16 protein-coding genes and 1 pseudogene are annotated in these 20,123 nt (G+C 47.2%); 4 read left to right on the top strand and 13 right to left on the bottom strand.

All coding sequences use genetic code 11. The features are described 5' to 3' along the window. Nucleotides 1–862: 862 nt before the first annotated feature. Nucleotides 863–1,615 (bottom strand): MurR/RpiR family transcriptional regulator, encoded by a 753-nt coding sequence (locus ACKPCD_RS05720; RefSeq protein WP_321434294.1) that lies wholly within the window; start codon nucleotides 1,613–1,615, stop codon nucleotides 863–865. Nucleotides 1,616–1,646: 31 nt separating this feature from the next. Between ACKPCD_RS05720 and ACKPCD_RS05715 the strand changes: the two genes are divergently transcribed. After that, nucleotides 1,647–2,261, top strand: a complete 615-nt coding sequence (locus ACKPCD_RS05715; protein ID WP_321434293.1) for an AAA family ATPase — start codon at nucleotides 1,647–1,649, stop codon at nucleotides 2,259–2,261. A 20-nt stretch (nucleotides 2,262–2,281) separates the two neighbouring features. Next, nucleotides 2,282–3,589, top strand: coding sequence for a PTS sugar transporter subunit IIC (locus ACKPCD_RS05710; RefSeq protein WP_321434292.1), 1,308 nt, complete (start codon nucleotides 2,282–2,284; stop codon nucleotides 3,587–3,589). A 256-nt stretch (nucleotides 3,590–3,845) separates the two neighbouring features. Here the strand turns inward: ACKPCD_RS05710 and ACKPCD_RS05705 are convergent, their stop codons facing one another. From ACKPCD_RS05705 to ACKPCD_RS05665, 9 genes and pseudogenes are all read right to left on the bottom strand, one after another. After that, nucleotides 3,846–3,971 (bottom strand): hypothetical protein, encoded by a 126-nt coding sequence (locus tag ACKPCD_RS05705; RefSeq protein ID WP_321434291.1) that lies wholly within the window; start codon nucleotides 3,969–3,971, stop codon nucleotides 3,846–3,848. A gap of 234 nt (nucleotides 3,972–4,205) precedes the next feature. Beyond that, nucleotides 4,206–4,502: a type II toxin-antitoxin system RelE family toxin gene (locus ACKPCD_RS05700; protein WP_321434290.1), complete on the bottom strand. Its 297-nt coding sequence runs from the start codon at nucleotides 4,500–4,502 to the stop codon at nucleotides 4,206–4,208. 129 nt (nucleotides 4,503–4,631) lie between these two features. Next, nucleotides 4,632–4,826: pseudogene (locus ACKPCD_RS05695) on the bottom strand (type II toxin-antitoxin system Phd/YefM family antitoxin); the annotation flags it as partial. A 333-nt stretch (nucleotides 4,827–5,159) separates the two neighbouring features. Beyond that, entirely contained in the window at nucleotides 5,160–6,098 is a 939-nt protein-coding gene (locus ACKPCD_RS05690) for a nuclease-related domain-containing protein (protein WP_321434289.1), read from the bottom strand. 751 nt (nucleotides 6,099–6,849) lie between these two features. Next, on the bottom strand, nucleotides 6,850–8,421 hold the full coding sequence (locus tag ACKPCD_RS05685; protein ID WP_321434288.1) for an alpha-L-rhamnosidase-related protein: 1,572 nt from the start codon (nucleotides 8,419–8,421) through the stop codon (nucleotides 6,850–6,852). Next, entirely contained in the window at nucleotides 8,399–9,067 is a 669-nt protein-coding gene (locus ACKPCD_RS05680; protein WP_321434287.1) for a hypothetical protein, read from the bottom strand. Before ACKPCD_RS05680 ends, ACKPCD_RS05685 begins: the two co-directional genes overlap by 23 nt. A 6-nt stretch (nucleotides 9,068–9,073) precedes the next feature. Further along, nucleotides 9,074–9,901: a carbohydrate ABC transporter permease gene (locus ACKPCD_RS05675; protein ID WP_321434286.1), complete on the bottom strand. Its 828-nt coding sequence runs from the start codon at nucleotides 9,899–9,901 to the stop codon at nucleotides 9,074–9,076. Further along, complete coding sequence (locus tag ACKPCD_RS05670) at nucleotides 9,898–10,848, bottom strand: carbohydrate ABC transporter permease (protein ID WP_321434285.1); 951 nt, start codon at nucleotides 10,846–10,848, stop codon at nucleotides 9,898–9,900. The genes ACKPCD_RS05675 and ACKPCD_RS05670 overlap by 4 nt, the downstream gene beginning before the upstream one ends. Before the next feature lie 88 nt (nucleotides 10,849–10,936). Further along, nucleotides 10,937–12,220, bottom strand: coding sequence for an ABC transporter substrate-binding protein (locus tag ACKPCD_RS05665; RefSeq protein ID WP_321434284.1), 1,284 nt, complete (start codon nucleotides 12,218–12,220; stop codon nucleotides 10,937–10,939). A gap of 107 nt (nucleotides 12,221–12,327) precedes the next feature. Between ACKPCD_RS05665 and ACKPCD_RS05660 the strand changes: the two genes are divergently transcribed. Beyond that, entirely contained in the window at nucleotides 12,328–14,061 is a 1,734-nt protein-coding gene (locus ACKPCD_RS05660; protein WP_321434283.1) for a sensor histidine kinase, read from the top strand. 3 nt (nucleotides 14,062–14,064) lie between these two features. After that, nucleotides 14,065–15,501, top strand: a complete 1,437-nt coding sequence (locus ACKPCD_RS05655) for a response regulator transcription factor (RefSeq protein WP_321434282.1) — start codon at nucleotides 14,065–14,067, stop codon at nucleotides 15,499–15,501. Nucleotides 15,502–15,876: 375 nt separating this feature from the next. Here the strand turns inward: ACKPCD_RS05655 and ACKPCD_RS05650 are convergent, their stop codons facing one another. The 3 genes from ACKPCD_RS05650 to ACKPCD_RS05640 all read right to left on the bottom strand — a co-directional run bounded on the left by ACKPCD_RS05650 (nucleotide 15,877) and on the right by ACKPCD_RS05640 (nucleotide 19,729). After that, nucleotides 15,877–17,364, bottom strand: coding sequence for a DUF1538 domain-containing protein (locus tag ACKPCD_RS05650; protein ID WP_321434281.1), 1,488 nt, complete (start codon nucleotides 17,362–17,364; stop codon nucleotides 15,877–15,879). A 204-nt stretch (nucleotides 17,365–17,568) separates the two neighbouring features. Beyond that, entirely contained in the window at nucleotides 17,569–18,759 is a 1,191-nt protein-coding gene (locus ACKPCD_RS05645) for a family 16 glycosylhydrolase (RefSeq protein WP_321434280.1), read from the bottom strand. A gap of 256 nt (nucleotides 18,760–19,015) precedes the next feature. Next, nucleotides 19,016–19,729: a hypothetical protein gene (locus ACKPCD_RS05640; protein ID WP_321434279.1), complete on the bottom strand. Its 714-nt coding sequence runs from the start codon at nucleotides 19,727–19,729 to the stop codon at nucleotides 19,016–19,018. Nucleotides 19,730–20,123: the final 394 nt, after the last annotated feature.

The raw sequence follows: 20,123 nt of genomic DNA, 5'->3' as shown, positions 1-20,123 counted from the left end.
GAGTCACCGTCCTGGGCTTACGCCCGACAGAAGAGCAATCTGTCTGGTGTTTTGTGATTTCCGGTATCCGATTAGTCGACAGACTGGCGTGCTCTCGGGCATCTGAGTCACCGTCCTGGGCTGTTGCCCGACAGAAGAGCGATCTGTCTGGTGTTTTGCGGTTTTCGGTGACTATTCAGTCGACAGCTGCGCCGGGTCTCGGGTAAATGAGTTACCGTCCTGGGCTGACGCCCGACAGAGGAGCAATCTGTCGGGTGTTTTGCGGTTTTCGGTGACTATTCAGTCGACAGCTGCGCCGGGTCTCGGGTAAATGAGTTACCGTCCTGGGCTAACGCCCGACAGAAGAATGAATTGTCTGTTGTTTAGTGGTTTGCGGTAACTATTCAGTCGACAGACTGGCTAAATCTCGGGTATCTGAGTCACCGGCCTGGGCTGACGCCCGACAGAGGAGCGATCTGTCTGGTATTGTGCTGTTTTCAGTATCCGATCAGTCGACAGTCTGGCTAGATCTCGGGTAAGCGAGTCACCGGCCTGGGCTGACGCCCGACAGAAGAGCGATCTGTCGGGTGTTTTGTGGTTTCCGGTATCCGATCAATCGACAGACTGGTTAGCTCTCGGGTAAACGAGTCACCTTCCTGGGCTGTCGCCCGACAGAGGAGCGATCTGTCTGGTGTTCTGTGGTTTTTGGTATCCGACCAACCGAAAGACGAACAATATCCCATTCAAAAAGACCATCGTTCTGGGATAAAAAACTTTTCGTCTGTTTAAGCGTTTTCGTGAACGTGTTTTTAGATTTTTGAACAGGTTATAGAATGGTCCGATAAGCTAGGATATCGCTGATTGTCCTGTTAATATGAATTTATCAGCTGATGGTTTGCTTCAAATATTTGCTTAGCAAGAATTCGAAAATAAGCAAAACGGATCCGTAAAAAAGATGTGGTTCATGAGGATTCTTTGAAAATTGAATATCATCATTAGTCGCTATAGCTAAGCGGGAATCATCCGCAATAGCCGAATTCGCATTGCCGACGAAACTCAACACCTCAACCCCATTTTCGTTTGCTTGTTTCACTAATTCTTTCAATCGGGATGTTTCGCCCGATTCTGTGACTACAATAATCAGAGTCTCTTTTGCATACTCCTTTTGAATCAGTTCCAAATGAGAATTGGATATGCTTCGAAAGCCGTTGATGATGAGAGACTCGTTTATATAATTTCCAATAATCTGAGAAAAGCCAGAACCTAAAATCATGATCATTTTGTCTTGATAATCGTTCATTATCTTCTCAAAGTCCTCGTAGTAGCGTTCTGCTAATTTTTTATAAAATAATGTTTTCGTCGTTTCAGATAAGGCCAGTTGCTTGTCCATTACCTCATTCTCTTTGATTTTGAAAACCAATTCACTGTATCCGGAAAAATTCATTTTTTTGGCTAAGTTGATGATGGTAGCTGGCGAGGTATAACATTGTTTCGCGACACCGCGGATGCCTAAAGTTTTGATGTCTTTAGCGTGGGTTTCGATAAATAAGAGAATGTTTTTTTCGGTTTCATTTAAGTTATATTTGTTTGACAAATTTTCAATATTCATGCTGGTCACCTCTTTAAAATCTATCATATCACAAGAAAAAGAAATGGAGACGATACCTATGAAAGAAAAATCTATTGCCGATCCGTGGGCAAGAACAACCACGCGAAATAATTTGAACGGTGATGAAGTCATTTCAAGTCTGCAAAAATGCATCCGTCGCGGTATGACGAAAGAAGCTTGTGAATTTGCATATGAAATGTACATCACTTCGCCTCAATTCGAAGAAAAGCTCTGGCGCAGACTCTTGGCCATTTCGGTTGAAGACATCGGCATGGGAAATCCTAATGCAGCAGTGATGGTCAACAATTTCAACCAAATGCGCAAAGAATTTGCCTACAATGAATCCGATCGGGCAATGTTTTTCTTTCACGCAATCCGTGTTCTGACTGAATCTGAAAAAGATCGCTCAACCGATTTGCTGAAAAATATTGTCATCAAAAGTTTTGCTATGGGATATGTTCCTGAGGTACCGGATTTCGCTTTGGATAAGCATACGACGCGCGGTATGGAAATGGGTCGCGATTCATTCCACTTCCTGCACGAAGCCAGTAAAGTCATTCCTCAAATGGAAGTGACGAATACTTATAAAGAAGAATACGAAGCTTTACTGAAAGAATACGATCCGAACAACACTGTTCCGACCGCATTCGTATTCAATAGCTGGCAAATATAGGATAATAAGGAGACATAGTGATGAATAAGAAAGATTCCCTTTTAGAAAAACTAGACCGCATGTTAAGTCCAATAGGTACAAAAATAGGTAATCAAATTCACTTAAAAGCCATTTCCTCGGGTATGATGTTCGGGCTTCCCTTCATCGTTGTAGGATCGCTTTTCTTAATCTTTGCCAACCCTCCCATCAATATGGATCTGTATGACCCACAGACAGCAAATATCTTCGTGCGCTTTTTGGCCGCCTGGAAAAACTTTGCTTCCGCAAACTATGAGCTGCTGACCGCTCCTTACAACATGACAATGGGTATTTTCGGTCTGATTTGTGCTTTCGGGATCGCCTATTCCTTGGCGCGCGAGTACAAATTGGATGCTGCCATGAACGGGATGATCTCGTTGGCGGTCTTTATGCTTGTGGTTGCAAGCAGCGTCGATGGACAAATTTCCACTGAGTTTCTTGGCACAAACGGATTATTCGTTGCCATCATCATCGGATTGATCGTCGTGGAAGTATCCCGGTTGGTGGAAGTCCGGAACTGGAAGATTTCTATGCCGGATACGGTTCCTCCGGCTGTCACCGCGTTCGTCAATTCGATGCTGCCTTTATTTTTGAACATCATTCTGATTTACGGATTAAATGTACTTATTATCGCATTGACCGGCAGCACCTTCCCGCAATTCATCATGTTGTTGCTGACTCCTGCCTTAAGTTTTTCGGGAAACCTATGGGGATTCATCGCAATCGTCACATTCGGGAATTTTTTATGGCTTTTCGGAATCAACGGGACCTCCATCATTTTCCCGATCGTGTTTTCAATCGGAATCACAAATACCGGTATCAATAGTGAATTGATTGCCAGCGGTCAAGAAGCTACGGTTGCCATGAACCTGCAGATGTTCAGAATTTCTGTTTTGGGCGGTGCCGGCGGAACATTGGGCTTGATCATATTGATGCTGCGCAGCAAGTTGGTTCATCTGAAGACGTTGAGCAAAATTTCCATCATCCCAGGCATCTGTGGTATCAACGAGCCCGTGATTTTTGGTTTGCCGATTGTCTTTAATCCAATCTTGGCGATTCCTTTCCTGCTGACACCGATCATCAATCTGGTTTTGACTTATTATGCCCAAGTAGCAGGCATCATTTCGATGGGCTATATTATCGATCCGTCCTTTACGCCCTTCTTTGCGCAAGCTTACTTAGCCACGATGGACTTCAGAAACGTTCTCTTCTATTTTGGACTTGTAATACTAAGTATCTTCATTTACTACCCATTCTTCAAAGTATACGAGAACAGCCTGAGCCGTCAAAGCGCTATGGAAAATCAGTAATAGTAAGAGTTTATTGCTGAATGAACAACCCCCAGGCAGCCGCCTCTCCCAACGTGGTAGAGGCGGCTGCCTGGGGTTTTGTGTTTTGTAAAGTTGAAGAGCATGTATGTTGTTCTCGGGTGTTTTGTGCTTTCGATGGGGGATAGCCTGACAGATGTGGTTTCTCTCAGGTAAATCAGATACACTCATGGGCTAACGCCCGACAGAAGAGCGATCTCTTCGGTATCTTCTGCTTCTCGTTCAGTTGACACATCGCTCAGGTGTCGGCTCTTCGGCATTCTTCGTTCTTCGTTCGGCCGACATATCGCAACAGCGTCGGCTCTTCGGTATCTTCCGCTTCTTGTTCAGCCGACACATCGCTCAGGCGTCGGCTCTTCGGCATTCTTCGCTCTTCTTTCAGCCGACATACCGCAACAGCGTCGGCTCTTCGGTATCTTCCGCTTCTTGTTCAGCCGACACATCTCACCGGCGTCGGCTTTTCGGCATTCTTCGTTCTTCGTTCGGCCGACATATCGCCCAGGCGTCGGCTCTTCGGTGTTCTCCGATTTCCGACACTGGCGATCGACTTATCCATATCAAGAAGTTTCTTCAGTGTGTTTAGCAATTTTATCTATAGCTACTCAGCATTGATTCTATTTTCCGCTGCTGTGTATACCTCTTTTTTGTCGCGTTTGCCGATTGCGACTATCTGGATAACCTCGATTTTGCCATTTGCCTCCCGAAATACAATTCGAAGCCCCATTTTTTTGTTCTTCAACTTCCTGCACTCGCTCAGTGAACCGTGTAATGCCTGTCCTGCTTGCATGCCAAATTCTTTAATCCTTGCAATCGCTTTGTCCACGAAAATCTTCTGACTTCCATCCAGAGAATCGTAATCCTGCTTTGATAACGCCGTCCACTCTATCTTATGCACAAACTACTCCCACCCATCATTCTCATCTATGGTACGAAACTGATCGGCGTTGGCGCCACGGACTTCTTCATCCGAATATAGTTCTAAATCTTTGATAACTAAGCGTTTCTCTACTTCTAAGTCCAATACTCGCTCATGTAATACTTCGATTTCGTTTGTCAAAGATTCGTACTGTTCCTGCGTCAGCATAACGCCCGCAACAGCTCCACGATTAAAAACATAGACAGGCGTGTTTTCTTCCTTAGCTTTTTTAAATACAATGGTTGGGGATTTTTTCACTTCAGATATGGAAGTGGTCGGGACGTCAAGAATTTTAAAGTTCATTTCTATCATCTCCTTAGTTTATCCCAGTATACACCGTTTAAAAATCTTTTAAAAGTCTTTTTATGATATCTTTAATATATACAAAATGTTTATTGCTTAAAAGGAAGAAATGTTTATCACGCTGCGCGTACAGCCGGCCGGAGCCCGCGTTGGTCCTTCGTTATCTCCACTCTTCGTTCTGCCGACACATCACATAGGTGTCGGCTCTTCGATATCTTCCGCCCTTCGTTCAGCCGACATATCTCGCCGACGTCGGCTATTCGGTATCTTCCGCTTCTCGTTCAGCCGACATACCTCGCCGGTGTCGGCTTTTCGGCATTCTTCGCCCTTCGTTCAGCCGACATATCTCGCCGACGTCGGCTTTTCATTCACTGGGATATAGTATCTGCAACTCTCGCTTCCTGCAGCCTGATATTCCCGCTTCAAAATCTTATAGACGCGATTTGTATCTTCCGTGCCACACCAATCCGCCAAACGTTTTGTTGTCATTTTTTCATTTGGAAAGAGCGTATGGAAATCCGAAATGCTGTTGCTGATGGCTTTTTGTATGATCATCTTTTTCCCACAGCGTTCACACATATGGGAACGCCCACAAAAGTTATGCACGAGCAACCCACATGTTGGGCAAATAATGCCTTTATTCATTTTTTCGTACTCATATTTGATCAATTTGCTTGGGTACTCAGGATCATGGCATTCGACAAGTGCTTGCGCCAACTTTTCCAATTCCGGATTTGTTACGGGTTTCATATTTTGCAGTTCACGGAAATGCTCCGAAATCTGCCCAGGAAGAATGCTGTCACCCTCATATGGAGCTCCCCAGATTGAAAATTCTGGATTTACGTATACTATGAATGCTTCAATTTCCATCGAATAGCCCAAGCTCTTCAGCAGCTTCCTCAGCCTTACTTTTGTTTTCGTTAGCTGAAGGGAAGGATTTTCCAAAGTAGTGCCAGATTGCTTCGTAAATTCTTCCGGTCCCCAGTGGTGTACCCCACTGTAATTTTTGATTTCATATAACACTATTTTTCCTTCACAAATTAACAACGCGTCTATTTGTAATGAAGAACGTCTAATTTCCAGCTGCAAATCATTCAGAATAATACATTTTGCCCCCAGCTTTTCTGTCAGACCATCAAATCGGCACTCACCCTCATATCCTTTTTTCAGATTGAGGTAGTAATAATAATCTTCTTTATCCAATCGCATACGGCTCGCTAAAATTTCATAAATACGTAAATTCATAGATTTTGCGCGTTCCTTAAATGCCAATACATCCGCCTCCACTATTTCTTTTCGAAGGTAATATACGCATAATGTGCTGTAAAGCTTCTATATTAGAGGCAGCGGTTATTATTTATGGAACCCAAAGTATGTTTCTACGTAAACGAGGTGTGGTGCCGCATCATCCGTCGGCTGTTTGTTTTCCTTTGCCCTTCGTTCAGTCGACGATTTTTATTTTTGTCGACTGTTCGGTATTCTTCACTCCTCGTTCAGTCAACACATTACGTGGGCGTCGGCTATTCAGAATCCTACGCTCTGCGTTCAGTCGACACATCACACGGGTGTCGGCTATTCGGTATTTTTAGCTTTTCGTTCAGCCGACATACGTGCTTTTCAGATTTATACGTACTAAAAAAGGCAGCTCTCTCATCCCTTGTTGGAGAGGTGGCTGCCTGTGTTTTGTCTGTATGAAGATCAGATATGTTGTTCTAGGGTATTGTGTGCTTCCGATGGGCGTTAGCCCGACTGCCATACATGCCCTATCTCGGCTGTTTGTTATCCTTTTCCCTTCGTTCAGTCGACGATTTTTCTTCATGTCGACTGTTCGGTATTGTTCACTCCTCGTTTAGTCAACACATTGCGCGGGCGTCGACTGTTCGGTGTTCTCCGCTTTTCGTTCAGTCCACACATCAGGATTCCGTCGGCTCTTCGGTAACATTCGTTCTTCGTTCAGCCGACATTCATGTTTTTCTGGATTATACGGCTGCCTGTTCGATACTTTTTTTTATAATGTTATTTTTCAGACTATCCCATATTTTCGGAACAAATAGCAAGGCGTGCAGCTCCATGCGTGGCAATAGCTGTTGATCATTTCGTCTCCGTACGGCGAGAATGTGACGTCTTCGGGATAGTAGACTTCCCAGAAGGTATCGGCGCCGTTTTCGACCATACCGCCCCAGTACAGTTTGATGATGCGGATGGCTTCTTCGCGGAATCCTTCTTGCAACAACGCTTCCACATAATGGTGGTACATATAAGGCGAGTTGCACCCGACAACCCGTTCATCATCCAAAGCCAGCAAATTTCCCAACACATTCTTGCGCAGTTCCGTATCGCCGATTTCGGCTAACAGCATCCAAGTCTGCGACGGAATAGCTATCTGTCCGCTCGCCGGATCCACGAACAAGCCTTTTTCTTCATCGTAATAGGTGGTCAACGCATACTGCTCCAGAATTTTGATTTTGTCGTCCAGCTCACCCACTAATTTATTGACTTCCATAAAAGTAGCCAATTCTTTCAATCGTTTATAGGAGTAAATGAAAATTCCTTGGATAGCGATTTGTTTGTCCAACGGTTCGTTCCAGTCGATGAAAGCCCACCAGCCTTGCGGCACGTCGATTTTTCCGTTCGGCAAGATACTACTTTCCAACACACGCAGTTGCGCAACGGCTGTGGCATAGAGATCGGTCAACGTTTGTTTGTCTTTCGTTTCGCGGTAATAATCAAGTAAAGTGTCGATGAAGAACAGGCTGTAGTCCGCCAAGAAGGTATCGTCCGGAATCAATCGCGGCTCGATGAAGACATTGGCGGAAACTTGGCCCTCGCTGGTCGTTTGGGCCGCAAAAAGGTAGAGGCACTTTTTAACCAGGTCATTCGCTCCGAAAATTGCATAGTTCGCCAAAGCCTGCAACCTCAGATCACCCAGCCATAAGCGTCGGTCCCGTTTCGGGCCGTCCTCGAATACGTCCTGCATGCATTGCATAAGCGTTTTTTGCGAAATCCGGTCGATTTCCTGAAGCAACTGATCGTCGGTTTCCAATCGCTTCATTTTTGCCTTGTCGGCGGAGCTTTCCGTTGTGCAGCTCAATTTCAGGTTGATCTGGTATTTAGGGGACGTATCCACCACTTCGATTTTCAGGTAGCGGAAGGCGAATCTGCGTTTGAGCTCCATCGTTTCCGGAAGCACATCGATCGTCAACAATTCTTCCTGAAGCCAAGAAGCGCTCAGCTCGCCTTTGTAGCTGTCGAACGAACGGGTCACTTCAATCGGCGTTTCGCCGAAGGATAGCCGCAATTTTGCGGGTGCGTCCGGCGGGCTACCTAAGGACGTGATTGCAAGCGACACCCTTCCGACGCAGTGCTCGCCGAAGTCTACGATTACCTGCTCTTTGCGGTCCATCCGGATACCTTCGCTGGAATCGTATCTGGTCACTTCGACCAGCTCGTTTGCGGACGTGGACGCCGGCGTTGCAGCGACGATCCGTTTTGGCATCACTTGTTCGTGGTACATGTCAATTTCGATCTGTTTAATTTTCTCTTCGAAAGTTTCATTGGTAATAAAACGGATGTCAGGGTTGGTTTGGAACTCCATATTTGGTTAGGTCCTTTCTGCTGTTATGAAATAGGCCGTGCAGGCACATGATGGCTGCCCCGAAAACCAAGATGATCGCCATATAGGACAGCTTGAAGGAAACAAAAACGCCTAAGGCAATCATCATCAACACGGCTGCATTCTTCAGGAAATTCGACAGGTATGTCGCCAGAGCTTGCTTCAATAGATTCTGTCCTTTGAACGAAACGGCTTCTCTGGCGAGATTGATGCCGAAGCTTATTTCAAAGACGATTAATACGATGTTCATCGCATATAGCAGATACGTGATTGGGCCGGTCACGGCTGACACATAAAGGGTGGTCAGGCCGAGGTAGAAAGCCAGAGTCAAAAGCGCTGACAGATGCATTTCTTTCCTCAACGTAAACCGTAGCTCCCTCAGGTAGATCCCGAAGATGCCGGAGCTGTTCTCCCCTTTCAACGTGTGCGCCGTGCGCAGCAAGGCCAGAATGCTGGGCAATAGCGTGAGGCTGGTCAACAGATAGATTGGGAAGAACACGACTTTGAAATCAAATAGGAAGTATACTTGGAAAAAGAAGGCGTTCGTCACCAGAAACAGGGTGTTCAGGATGATCACCCGATAAAAGAAATCGAACAATCCCATCAGTTTTATCAGTCGGTCATTCACGATTCATCATCCTTTCACTGCGCCTGCCGAGATGCCGCCTATGAAATACTTCTGCAGTAATGAGAATAGCGTAATCAATGGAATGGCGCACAAAATACAGGCGGCGAAGAGGACGCTCCACTGGGCGGGATTCTCCTTATCTCCTAAGAAGTTCAGCATCGTGACCGGCAGGCTCATTTCAGCCTGTTTATTTACGAAAATCAGCGGATAGAAATAATCGTTCCAGATCCAGATGCCTTGCGTGATCACGACGGAAACGGTCGCTGGCACAAGCAAAGGGAAGACGATCCGGAAAAAGCGTGTGAAGAGATTGGCTCCGTCCAAATAAGCTGATTCTTCTATTTCGGGAGGGACACTGCGCATGAACCCCGTGTACAGAAAAGTCGAGAACGGGATGCTGCAGGTGATGAACATGATCATAGGCGTGAACCGGTTGCTTGGGATGCCGATTGTGCTGAACACTTGCGCAATCGGAATGATAACCATTTGCCCTGGAATGACCAAGCCGGATATAAACAGGATGTAGAGCGCTTTGCTCAGTTTGCTGTTGATCCTTCCTAATGGGTAGGCTGCCATCGCCGCCAAAAGGACGACGATCACAACACTGCCTATCGTCGTAATCAAACTGTTCATGAACGACGTCATAAAATTCATCTTTTCAAATGCCATACGATAGCTTTCGAAGGAAATGTCCGAAAACAGCATCAAGGGCGAAGACGTATCCCCTGGGCTTTTCAAGGAAGTCGATAAGGCAATGGCTAGAGGTGATAAGGTAACCAATAAGAATAGGCTCAAGCCGATGTGGACTGCTAAATTGCTGGATTTTTTACTCATTCCATCTCACTCTCTTTCTTGGACATAAATACTAGCAGCACTGCCGTTATCGCAATGATGACGATAAACGAGACTACCGAAAAGGCGGCTGCTTTGCCGAATTGTTGTTCCGTGAAGGCCATCTTGTAAATCGAGAACATCAAGGTGTTCGTCGAATCCCCAGGTCCCCCGTTTGTCATGATGAAAGGATAGTCAAAAGCTTTCAGGCCGTTGATGACGTTCAGGATGACATTGATCGTGATGGAAGGCGCCAACAAAGGTATTTTGACGTGACGGATTGCTTGCCAACCGGTGCAGCCATCCATTTCAGCGGATTCCAGAACGGAGTCATCGATCGTCTGCAGACCCGCCAAGTAAATGATCATCGTCTGCCCTACGTTTTTCCAGACATCGACGAGCGTGATTCCGTAGAGGGCTTTGCCGTAGTCTCCAAGGACATTGAAGCTACTTCCGTCCAGTCCGAACAGGTTCATTATGGAGGCGATCAAGCCAGATTCAGGCATATACACATAGCTCCAGACAAATCCGATAACGATAGCACTGAAAAGTGCCGGAATGTAGGCTGCCGATCGGTAAAAAGCCATGCCTTTGATTTTGCTGTTGAGGGCGAATGCCAAAATAAGTGCTAAAAGGTTGCCGCCGATCACCAACAATGCCGTATAAGTCAGCGTGTTCCCGATTGAATTGAACAGGATACCGGATTCAAAAATCGCTTTGAAATTGTCGAATCCCACATTATTGTAGTTCAGGTTAAATCCATTGAAATCAGTCACGCTGTAGGTGAACAGCTTCAGAAAAGGCCAGATCCAAAAGGTGCCGAATACCGCCAGAGCAGGAATAACAAACAGATACATGCGGTTATTCATTACCAGAGATTGGTTCTTTTTGAACAGGAAGCTGATTGCCTTCCTTTTTGGAGCGGCTGTTGTCGTTTGCTTCAGTTCCATTTTATGATTCATCCTTCCTTTATAAAGAATGTTCCGAAGAGGCTTTTTTGGGCCCCTCCAGAACAAGCTTTGATCTATTCAAGTTCGTCTATTTAAGTTCTTCAAATTTCTTCTGCATTGCTTCAGCAACTTCTTCAGGCGTAACTTTGCCTGTTCCGATCATCTCGCTGAATTTAGATTGCATTTCCGTTTCTGTACCGGCTGGCCACGCTTGGTTACACCAGTAGAAGGATTGGCCTGCTTCAAATGCTGGCACGACATCGGCGAACACTTCATTGCTCAGCTCTACCCCTTTATAGGTTGAAAACGAGGTAGCTGTCGCAGCCCAAGCCTGGTGCAATTCGGACGATCCATCCGTCATTTCGTTGAAAACATCCTTCAGCATATCTTTGTGCTCACTCTGTGAACTGATTGCATAACCAGCTCCCGTTGCGGCTGCAATGTAAGTTTCCCCTTCATCATTAGCCGGCATTCCCATAAAGCCAAGGTTAAAGGCAGCATCTTCCAAAGCCGGATAGCTGAAGTCGCCGTCAAAGAGCATCGCTGCTTTTTGATCCATAAACAACTGTTGCGCCTGCGGTTGGCCCAAGCCAAGCGAGTTGTCGGTCACATAGCCTTTGTCGTATAATTCTTTGTACATTGTGATTGTGTTGACCCAGGCTTGGTCCGTGAATTTTGTATCGCCTGTATAGAGTTGGTTATCGAAATCTGCATTTTCAGGATACACTTGGTTGGCTGCAACCTGGTACATCCCGAATTGGATCATGTAGGAATCCTTGTCGCCCATCACGATTGGTGTGATGCCGGCTGCCTTCAGTTGTTCGCAGGCTTCCAGGAATTCTTGCCAGTTTGTCGGAATCGCGATGTTGTTCTGCTCGAACAAGTCCTTGTTGTACCATGTTCCCAGTACCCCGACACTGCTTGACAAGGCGTACGGCTTACCTTCATAGGACATATCAGCTTTCGCTTGATCGATCAGGTTGTCCCAATTATCCAGATCAGAAAGATCTTCGATATAGCCCGCTTCTGCCATTTCTTCAACGGAACTTGCGCTGGCTTTCTTAGGTTGTACTAAAAACAAATCAGGAGATTGACCGGTGGATAGCTTACTTTTCAAAGCTGTGTAATACTGGTCATCCGGCAAAAGCGTCGTTTCGACAGTATAGTCAGGGTATTGTTTTTCGACCAACTCTTTGAATGATTCCAAAAATACTCCCTGTGACCCGTCTTTCACCCCGGAAGCCATTACCGTGATGGTATTTTCGCCACTATCTGCTGCAGAATCATCGGTGCTGCCGCCACCGTTCCCACAAGCAGCAAGCACGCTCATTGATGCCATAGCCAAAGCCGACAAACGTAAAATCCTTTTCATTTTGATTCCTCCATTTCTTTTATAGTCTTATCATAATTTAGATTGAGTAATTTTTTTTCTCATTTCATGGTATACTTTTTTTGGATTATGCATTAGGAGGTTTCTGCATGCGAATAAACAAACAACTCAGCCTCGCGATTTTTGTGATTGCAACAGTATCTTTGTTGGTGATCTCATTTCTTTCCTTCGGGATGTACTATCATTTTTCTTCCCAGGATTTGGAAGCGAATACAAAAAATTCGTTGAACCGGAGCGCCTCCATCATTGAGGAGAAGATTAACGACATCGATATACTCACCGAAAAGGTGCAATTTTTCTCGAAAAGTTCGTACGATTTGATGACGGATTTGCGGAAATATGCCAATGAGGAGGCCTATACACCGGAGAACCTTTTCTATTCATCCGAAGAGCTTGAAGGCATTTTCCGGACCGTGATCTATCGGATGGATTATATCAATTTTATGGCCATCATCCTGCCGAATGGCGAAATCATTTCTTATTCGAATACGCAAAAGGACTTTTCCTACGGGTATAATCCGCTTATGAGTGAGTGGTACCGGGAAACACTCGAAGCGAAAGGAAACCTGAATATTTCCGTGGCCAAGGAGGATCGGGCGATCATCAATGCCGGTGCAGATCCGACACTCTTCTTTTCCAGGACCATCTATGATTTTTATTCAAAGGAACTGCTCGGAACGCTCGTAGTGAATTGCGAGCCTGAATTTTTTGATTTCATTTCCCAGAATTTCCCGGATAAAGTAATCGGATTCCAATTGACCGAAACGAAAAATGATGCGGTGCTCTACACAGCCGCTTCCGATGAGCTGATTACCGACACGAGTCAGTTGGAGACCACAATCAATCTCAATCGCCAACCCATCCTGCTGGCCGTGACTATCGACAACAGTGAGTATGCAGAATTATTCAAAACACTGCTGCGTAACCTGTTCATCATTTTGGTTCTTCTCTTTATCGCCATTTACTTGACATCCACCCGCTTCTCGAACTTGTTCACTACACCGATCGTCAATTTATCCAGTCTGATGCGAAAAAAGCAGACGACGAACTATCATTTCCGAGCAAACAAATACGAGAACAGATCGGATGAAATTGGAATCCTCTATCAGGAATACCGCAACATGTTGGAGACACTGGATGCGTTTCTGATCGATAAACTCAATTCGGAGCAGTCGCTGCTGAAATCTGAGCTGAACGTTTACAAGAACCAGATCGACTCGCATTTCCTTTATAATACGCTGGAATCGATCAACTCCTTGGCTGAGATAGAAGAGATAGATGAAATATCGGTCATGACACTTTCCTTATCAAATATGTTCCGTTACGCCTCCAATGGCTTCATCAACGAGGCCACAGTAGCTGAGGAATTGCAGAACGTCGAGGATTTTCTGCATATCCAGGAAATCCGTTACCAACACGCAATCAACTACCGCAATAACATCACCAGCGAGAAGATCCTCGCTGCGACAGTGCCCAAAATCATCCTGCAGCCGTTGGTGGAAAATGCTATCTATCATGGAATGAACAAAGGCGGATTCGATGGGAAAATAAGGATTTCCGCCGCAATTTTCGAAGATGATCTGTATCTTTATGTATCCGACAATGGCATGGGAATGAGCGAGAACACGCTATATAAATTGCATGCTGAGCTGCATCAAGCATCGACATTGGTGCGGGAAAAGACAGCCCATATCGGTCTGATCAATATCGAAGCACGGATCAAAAATTTCAGTGGTGACGACTACGGTATTACGGTCTATAGCCATAAAGAAAAAGGCACAATAGTCATCATTCATTTACCTTTCAAGGAAGCGGTGAACTAAAATATGTATCAGTTTTTAATTGCGGATGATGAAATCCTAATCAGAAAAGGGACTTTAAAGAAAATCGAAAAATTGGATTTAGCTATCCAATGCGCCTTCGAAGCGGGCAACGGCAAGGAAGCCCTCACCTATTTGGAAGCAAATCCCGTCGATTTTGTTATCACGGACATAGATATGCCGGAATATGACGGCGTCCAGTTTCTTGATTATCTGAAGAAACACTTTCCTGAGATGCCGATCATCGTCATTTCCGGCTATCAGAATTTTTCTTATCTCCAGAAAGCGATCCAAGCAAATGCCATCAACTATATCCTGAAGCCATTCAGCCGGGAGGATATCCAAAAATCCCTACTGGATGTGATTGCGATTCTGGAAAACAATAAATCGAAAAAAAACAACGAAAATGAAGTGATTATCAGCACTATCATTGGCCATCAAACGGAATTGGGTATGAAGGCTCTGCAGAAGATGATTCCTTCTCCGAACCAGTACTATCTGGTCCTGTCCGTCTGCCGCGATCCGAAAGATTCGTTGGAGCGGTTAACTCAATCCGCGATTTTTTCGGAGCCTATCCCTAAATATGAGCTGACCCGTTTTTCGATTGTCGAAAAATCAAAAATTATGGACCTCATCAGTGGCTTGCCTGAGAGTACATTTTTGGGCATAAGCAGCCCAGTGATGGAGGCCACAGCATTCGGTTCTTATTATCAGAATTGTATCGACGCGTTGAATTCACGGAAATATGATAGTCAACCTACCCTTTTTTATTATGACAGTACTATCATAAACGAAAAATATTCTTTTCCGCATATCTCTGAACTAATGTATTATCTGGAGACCGGCAAGGAAAGCGTGCTGAAGGAGAAATTGCGCGAGTACTTCGAAACGGCCTATTTCAGTGAAGGCGCGACGCTTTTCGATCTGAAGGATATCGGCCTGTCCTTGATCGAAAAATCAAAGCAATTCCTGGATGATTATTACCGCATGCAATCGAATTATACCTATCCGGAAATTCATCAGGAAGTGATGGAACGACTCTTCACGTTTATGGACATCAGCACTTATTTCCTAGAGTTTTTAGGAAATATCGCCAAGTCGATGTCCTATGAAAACTTGTATTCTTCCCAGGATATCATCGCTAACGTCAAGGACTATCTGGATATCCATTATGCCGATCCGATCACGCTGGATTTTCTTTCGGATATTTTTTACATCAACAGTTCCTATCTGTCGACCTTATTCAAAGAAAAAACCGGAATGAAATACGTCGACTACTTGAACGGCCTGCGGATCGATGCTGCCAAAACGCTACTACAAACGACCAATCGCCGGGCTGCGACGATTTCTAGGATAGTCGGATACGATAACGAGAAATATTTTTACAGAGTATTCAAAAAATTCACTGATCTTACCCCGGAGCAGTACCGAAAGCAAAAATAGAGAATACTTAGCAAACCAGGCAGCCGCCTCTCCAATGATGGATGAGGTGGCCGCCTGGTTATTCGTACATTTAAAGGGAGCGTATATCTCCCTAGGGTGTTTTGTGCTTTCGAAGGGCGTTAGCCTGACATACATAGTGCGTGGACGTCGTTGTCGGCCATTCGATATCCTACGTACTTCGTTCAGTCGACATAGCACGCTGGCGTCGGCTGTTCGGCGGACTCCGCTTCTCGTTCAGCCGACACATCATGCGGGTGTCGGCTCTTCGGTATTCTTCGCTCGTCGTTCAGTCGACACATCACGTTTTCGTCGGCTGTTCGGCATTATCCGTTATGCGTTCAGCCGACATAGTAGACTCTCTGGTATTTTTGTGCTTCATCTATCCGTTTCCCTGCTGCGATTGGCGCGCAGCTTGTACACAATCCCCAGCACTTGCACGGCGATGATCGGGGTCATGGCGACGAGGGCGATCATGCCGAAGCTGTTGGAGATGAGGTTGTCTCCGGCCGTTGCGCTGGCGGCGCCTTGGACGAATGAGAGGATGAATGTCGCTGTCATCGGTCCGGATGCGACGCCGCCGGAATCGAAGGCGATGCCAACGAACATTTTCGGGACGAAAATTGTCAGTGTCAGCGCAATGAGGTAGCCCGGCAGAAGAATGTGCCAGAGTTGGATAGCCGGAAAAATGATGCGCACCATCGCTAAGGCGATGGCTGTCCCGATGCCGATGGAGAGCACGATCTTGACGGCATTCCGTGTGACAGCACCCTCCGTGACCTCCTCGATTTGGTACGTCAGGACATGGACGGCTGGTTCCGCCAAGACGGTGACCAAACCGAGCACGAAGCCGGTCGCAAGCAAATATTGCTTATTTTCCAATGACGCGACGCGGAAACCGATCGTTCGGCCGATGTCCATGAAGCCGGCTTGGGCGCCGAGGAGGAACAGGAAGAGGCCGATGTAGGTCAGCAGCAGGCCGTAGAGGATCCACGAGATATTTCGGCGTGAGAGGCGGAAGGAATAGCGCTGCATCAGGAGGAAGATGAGCGTGATCGGCAACAGTGCAAGCAGGACTTCTGCAGCAACAATCGGGATTTTTTCGAGGAATGGTGACAGCAGGCTGGTTGTTTTCAGGGTGTCGATCGGAGCGTCAGGGGGCGTGATGCTTCCGCCCGCGATGCGATCCATCAGGAGAATAGCGAGGATCGGGCCGACCGAGACAACACCAATCAGACCGAAGCCTTCGGTGTTGGCGGCGAGATTGTCCTTGCGCAGCAGCGTGACTCCGAGAGCAATCGCCATGATGAACGGTACCGTCATGGCGCCGGTCGTCGCGCCGGATGCGTCGAAGGCGATGGCGAGAAATTCATCGGAAGCGTTCAGCGCGAGGATGAATACGACGGCGTACAGCCCGATCAGCAGCTTGTGCAGGACGATGTTACGGACGATCCGGATCAGCCCGAGTGCCAACAGCGCGGCGATGCCGAGCGATACGACAAGGATGATGCTCCATTTTTCGACAGTGCCGGCCGTCAGACGTTCGACTTGCCCAGCCAGGATGTGCAAATCCGGCTCCGCGATGGAAATGATGAAACCGAGCGCCAAACCGGCACCGGCAAGCAGGATGAGGTTGGCGGTCTTGGAAAACGTCCGCCCCATCGCTTTTCCGATCATGCTGACGCTGAAATCGATACCGTGCAGAAAAATAGAGAGTCCGGCGGTGATGCAGAAGGCACCCAGCAGAAAACGCTGTAGCTGCAATGCAGTCAGCGGCGTCAAGGTGGCATGCAGCAACAGGACGATTGCGATGATAGGAAGGACCGCATGCAGCACTTCGCGGATTTTTGACAAGAACAGTTTCATCGGAGGCACCGCCTTTCTGAGCTTGGCGTTCAAGGTGGTTATCTTTCTTCTATTATAAACGAAAAAGCGGTGCGGGAATAACTGGAAGAATTTTGTTCCGTTATATGTGGCGGGCTGGCGCTCTCGGGTAAAGGAGTCACCATCCTGGGCGAACGCCCGACAGAAGAGCAATCTCTCGGGTGTTTTGCGGTTTTCGGTATCCAATTAGTCGACAACAACTTGTACCGTAGCTTTCCGGTTCCCCAAGATGGCTTCCGGAACGCCGATGATCTCCCCTTCCAATTTGAAAGTCCCTGGCTTCTCAAGCTTTTCCAAAGTGGCGGGCGTCAGCTCTTCCCATTTGACCCATTGCTGCGTATCCGTACCGTCGTTGTAGCGGAGCGTGACGTAGGACGGGAAACCGACGAGCTGGCCGTGTTCGATGGCATACTGGCCGGCTGCCATTGTGAAAGTCGCTTCATCCTGGGAGACGATCTTCAGTTTTTCGACTTGTTCAAATTCGTCCGGCACCTTTTTCCAGACTTTCAGGTAGTCGACCTGGAACACTTTCGGATACGGCGCAGTCGGATCGAACGGGCCGACCCACCAATTCTCCCGCCCTTCGTAGGCCGACAGGATGGAGATCATCGGATAGGCGACCTCGGCTTGGAACGTCCCGATTTCTTCGTCGTCGAAATAAAAGACGAAACCTTCCGGAGTCCATTCGAAAGTGTAGAGATGGAATTCATTGCTCAAATCGGCCTCGCCGACATCATAAATGAAATGCTGCTCCCGCGCTGCCGGATCCCGGTGCGCATACAAAGAAGCCGTGACGACATTGCCGAAGTTCAGGGAATTTTCGAATACGTCCACTTCCACATCTTGTTCCGGCGTATCTTGGATTCCGACGAGCCACCAGGCGCACATATTGCCGAGGCTGTTCATCATTTTGGCGCGGATTTCGAAGACACCATATTGCGAAATGAAGCCCATGAATGGCTCGATATCGTTGCGGACCTCCAGATCAGCCTTAAATTCGTGCAGTCCGGTCCGGTTGCCGGTCATTACGCTGGATGTGCGGACCGTCCCGTCAAATTCGGGATTCCACGGCTGGGTATCCTCATGGATGATCAGATTCAGATTGCCATCCGCCACCTCGTAGACGGCACGCGCGGATTCCATGTCCGGCGTCCAGGAAGCCAAATATTGGTCATTCCAGATGGCCGGATCGAGCGGGCTTTCATCGAAATTTTCATCGAAAATCAGCCGGTATTCACCGTTGTAGACCGGTATCGCTTCTGTTTCATCCCCGTTCGCCTGCCACCCGCGCAGAAATGCGTAATCCGACTGGTGAAGCCAGACAAAGAGTACTGCGAGCAAAAAAACGATGCTGATTAGTTTGATTGGTTTCTCCATAAGGATTCATCTTCTCTCGTAGATTTGGGGAGGATTCCAAGATTGCGATTGAGCGGAGTTGGAGCTAGTGTTCGTGGATTTTTCTCCGGTGAGGCTTCGCTCATCGGAGGTAAGGTCTATTTTGGATGGCTCAACTCCGGCGAGACAGTGCTCACCGAAGTTGAGCCGTGGTTACCTGGCTGTCTCCCGGTTAAGAGCTTCTCGCCGGAGGACAATTTGTTTAACTGTTTAACGGATTCAGCGGCTGAACGCTCCTTTAAGGCAGCCATTCATAATCTTCGGGCAACTCAATAAATTCCGTTGCAGTCCTGTCGCTTATTTCCAAAACATCGAGATTGAACTCATTTTCTCCGGAAGCTGAGCGGATTCGTTTCAGGACATTGCCTTCGAAATAGTAGAACATCCGGTCGCCGTTTGCGGTGTAGTATTCTTCATAAATGAGATCTTCATCCTGCCAGCTGCCCACATAGATGCTGCCGATGTCCTTGAAGGGCGGTGCTGCGATGATGCCGTCGTCTTCCGGTTCTTCGGCGGAATCCGCACTTTCATTCCTCGCGATCGTCCGGTCCAGGTGGTCGACCGCAAAAGCTTGCCCGTCCAAAGTAAGATACGTTGTGTCCGTATTCTCCCCGCTGATCCGGATGGCCTGATCAGCGCCGGCAACGGCGACTGTCATCGATCGGTCCTCGATCTGGTCCCCAGTGAATTCCTGGTAATAGTATTGTGCCACATACTGTTTGCTTGCAAAAATCGCGAAATACGGCTCGGCCAAATGGGTGCTGGGAATGCTGGTGTCGGCTTCCACAGAGGTTTCGCTGCCGCTTCCAACGGTTGATTCGACTGTTTCGCTTTGGCTGCTTGCGACGACGCTGCTTGATTCGTCCGATGCAGTTGTCCCATCCAGTCCGCAAGCCGCGAAAAGTGCGGCGATTGCAGTCAGCATACCTAATACAGCAAATTTTCTTTTCATTTAAAAAACCTCCTTACGCAAAGCAAAAGGTTCGGTCCGTTATGCTGGCTTATGTTTCCTTGTTTCCATTATACGCCGGAATGATTGTGGTCACTATGAAAAGCACTCCATAATCATTTCCATCGTGCCGTTCATCATTCTGATGACGGTACTGCTTTGATGAGATGAATCGTGCGAAGCGACAGCAGCGTTGAATAATTAGACATCCGACAGATTGAATGTTTCATCGCTACGCGCAGAGCGCGAAGGGATTTTCGGGTTTATCGGGCGGGAGTTTCCCCGCCAAACAGTATTTGGCGGGCTATTCGGGGCTGCGCCGGGCGCGTTTTCCCCGTCAAACAAATTTTGGCGGGGAATTCCGAGCCCCACACGCCGAAGATAGCCCGCCAACGGT

Origin of the sequence: Trichococcus flocculiformis, assembly GCF_963662535.1 — a bacterium.
GTDB classification, from domain to species: Bacteria; Bacillota; Bacilli; order Lactobacillales; family Aerococcaceae; genus Trichococcus; species Trichococcus flocculiformis.
The sequence above is the reverse complement of the archived record's forward strand: the minus strand, read 5'-3'. Positions and strand labels throughout refer to the sequence as shown.

Coding starts and splice junctions, on each gene's coding strand:
- ACKPCD_RS05720 (WP_321434294.1), bottom strand. CDS start 1,615: ATGATAGATTTTAAAGAGGTGACCAGCATGAATATTGAAAATTTGTCA.
- ACKPCD_RS05715 (WP_321434293.1), top strand. CDS start 1,647: ATGAAAGAAAAATCTATTGCCGATCCGTGGGCAAGAACAACCACGCGA.
- ACKPCD_RS05710 (WP_321434292.1), top strand. CDS start 2,282: ATGAATAAGAAAGATTCCCTTTTAGAAAAACTAGACCGCATGTTAAGT.
- ACKPCD_RS05705 (WP_321434291.1), bottom strand. CDS start 3,971: ATGCCGAAGAGCCGACGCCTGAGCGATGTGTCGGCTGAACAAGAAGCG.
- ACKPCD_RS05685 (WP_321434288.1), bottom strand. CDS start 8,421: ATGGAGTTCCAAACCAACCCTGACATCCGTTTTATTACCAATGAAACT.
- ACKPCD_RS05675 (WP_321434286.1), bottom strand. CDS start 9,901: ATGAGTAAAAAATCCAGCAATTTAGCAGTCCACATCGGCTTGAGCCTA.
- ACKPCD_RS05670 (WP_321434285.1), bottom strand. CDS start 10,848: ATGGAACTGAAGCAAACGACAACAGCCGCTCCAAAAAGGAAGGCAATC.
- ACKPCD_RS05665 (WP_321434284.1), bottom strand. CDS start 12,220: ATGAAAAGGATTTTACGTTTGTCGGCTTTGGCTATGGCATCAATGAGC.
- ACKPCD_RS05660 (WP_321434283.1), top strand. CDS start 12,328: ATGCGAATAAACAAACAACTCAGCCTCGCGATTTTTGTGATTGCAACA.
- ACKPCD_RS05655 (WP_321434282.1), top strand. CDS start 14,065: ATGTATCAGTTTTTAATTGCGGATGATGAAATCCTAATCAGAAAAGGG.
- ACKPCD_RS05650 (WP_321434281.1), bottom strand. CDS start 17,364: ATGAAACTGTTCTTGTCAAAAATCCGCGAAGTGCTGCATGCGGTCCTT.
- ACKPCD_RS05645 (WP_321434280.1), bottom strand. CDS start 18,759: ATGGAGAAACCAATCAAACTAATCAGCATCGTTTTTTTGCTCGCAGTA.
- ACKPCD_RS05640 (WP_321434279.1), bottom strand. CDS start 19,729: ATGAAAAGAAAATTTGCTGTATTAGGTATGCTGACTGCAATCGCCGCA.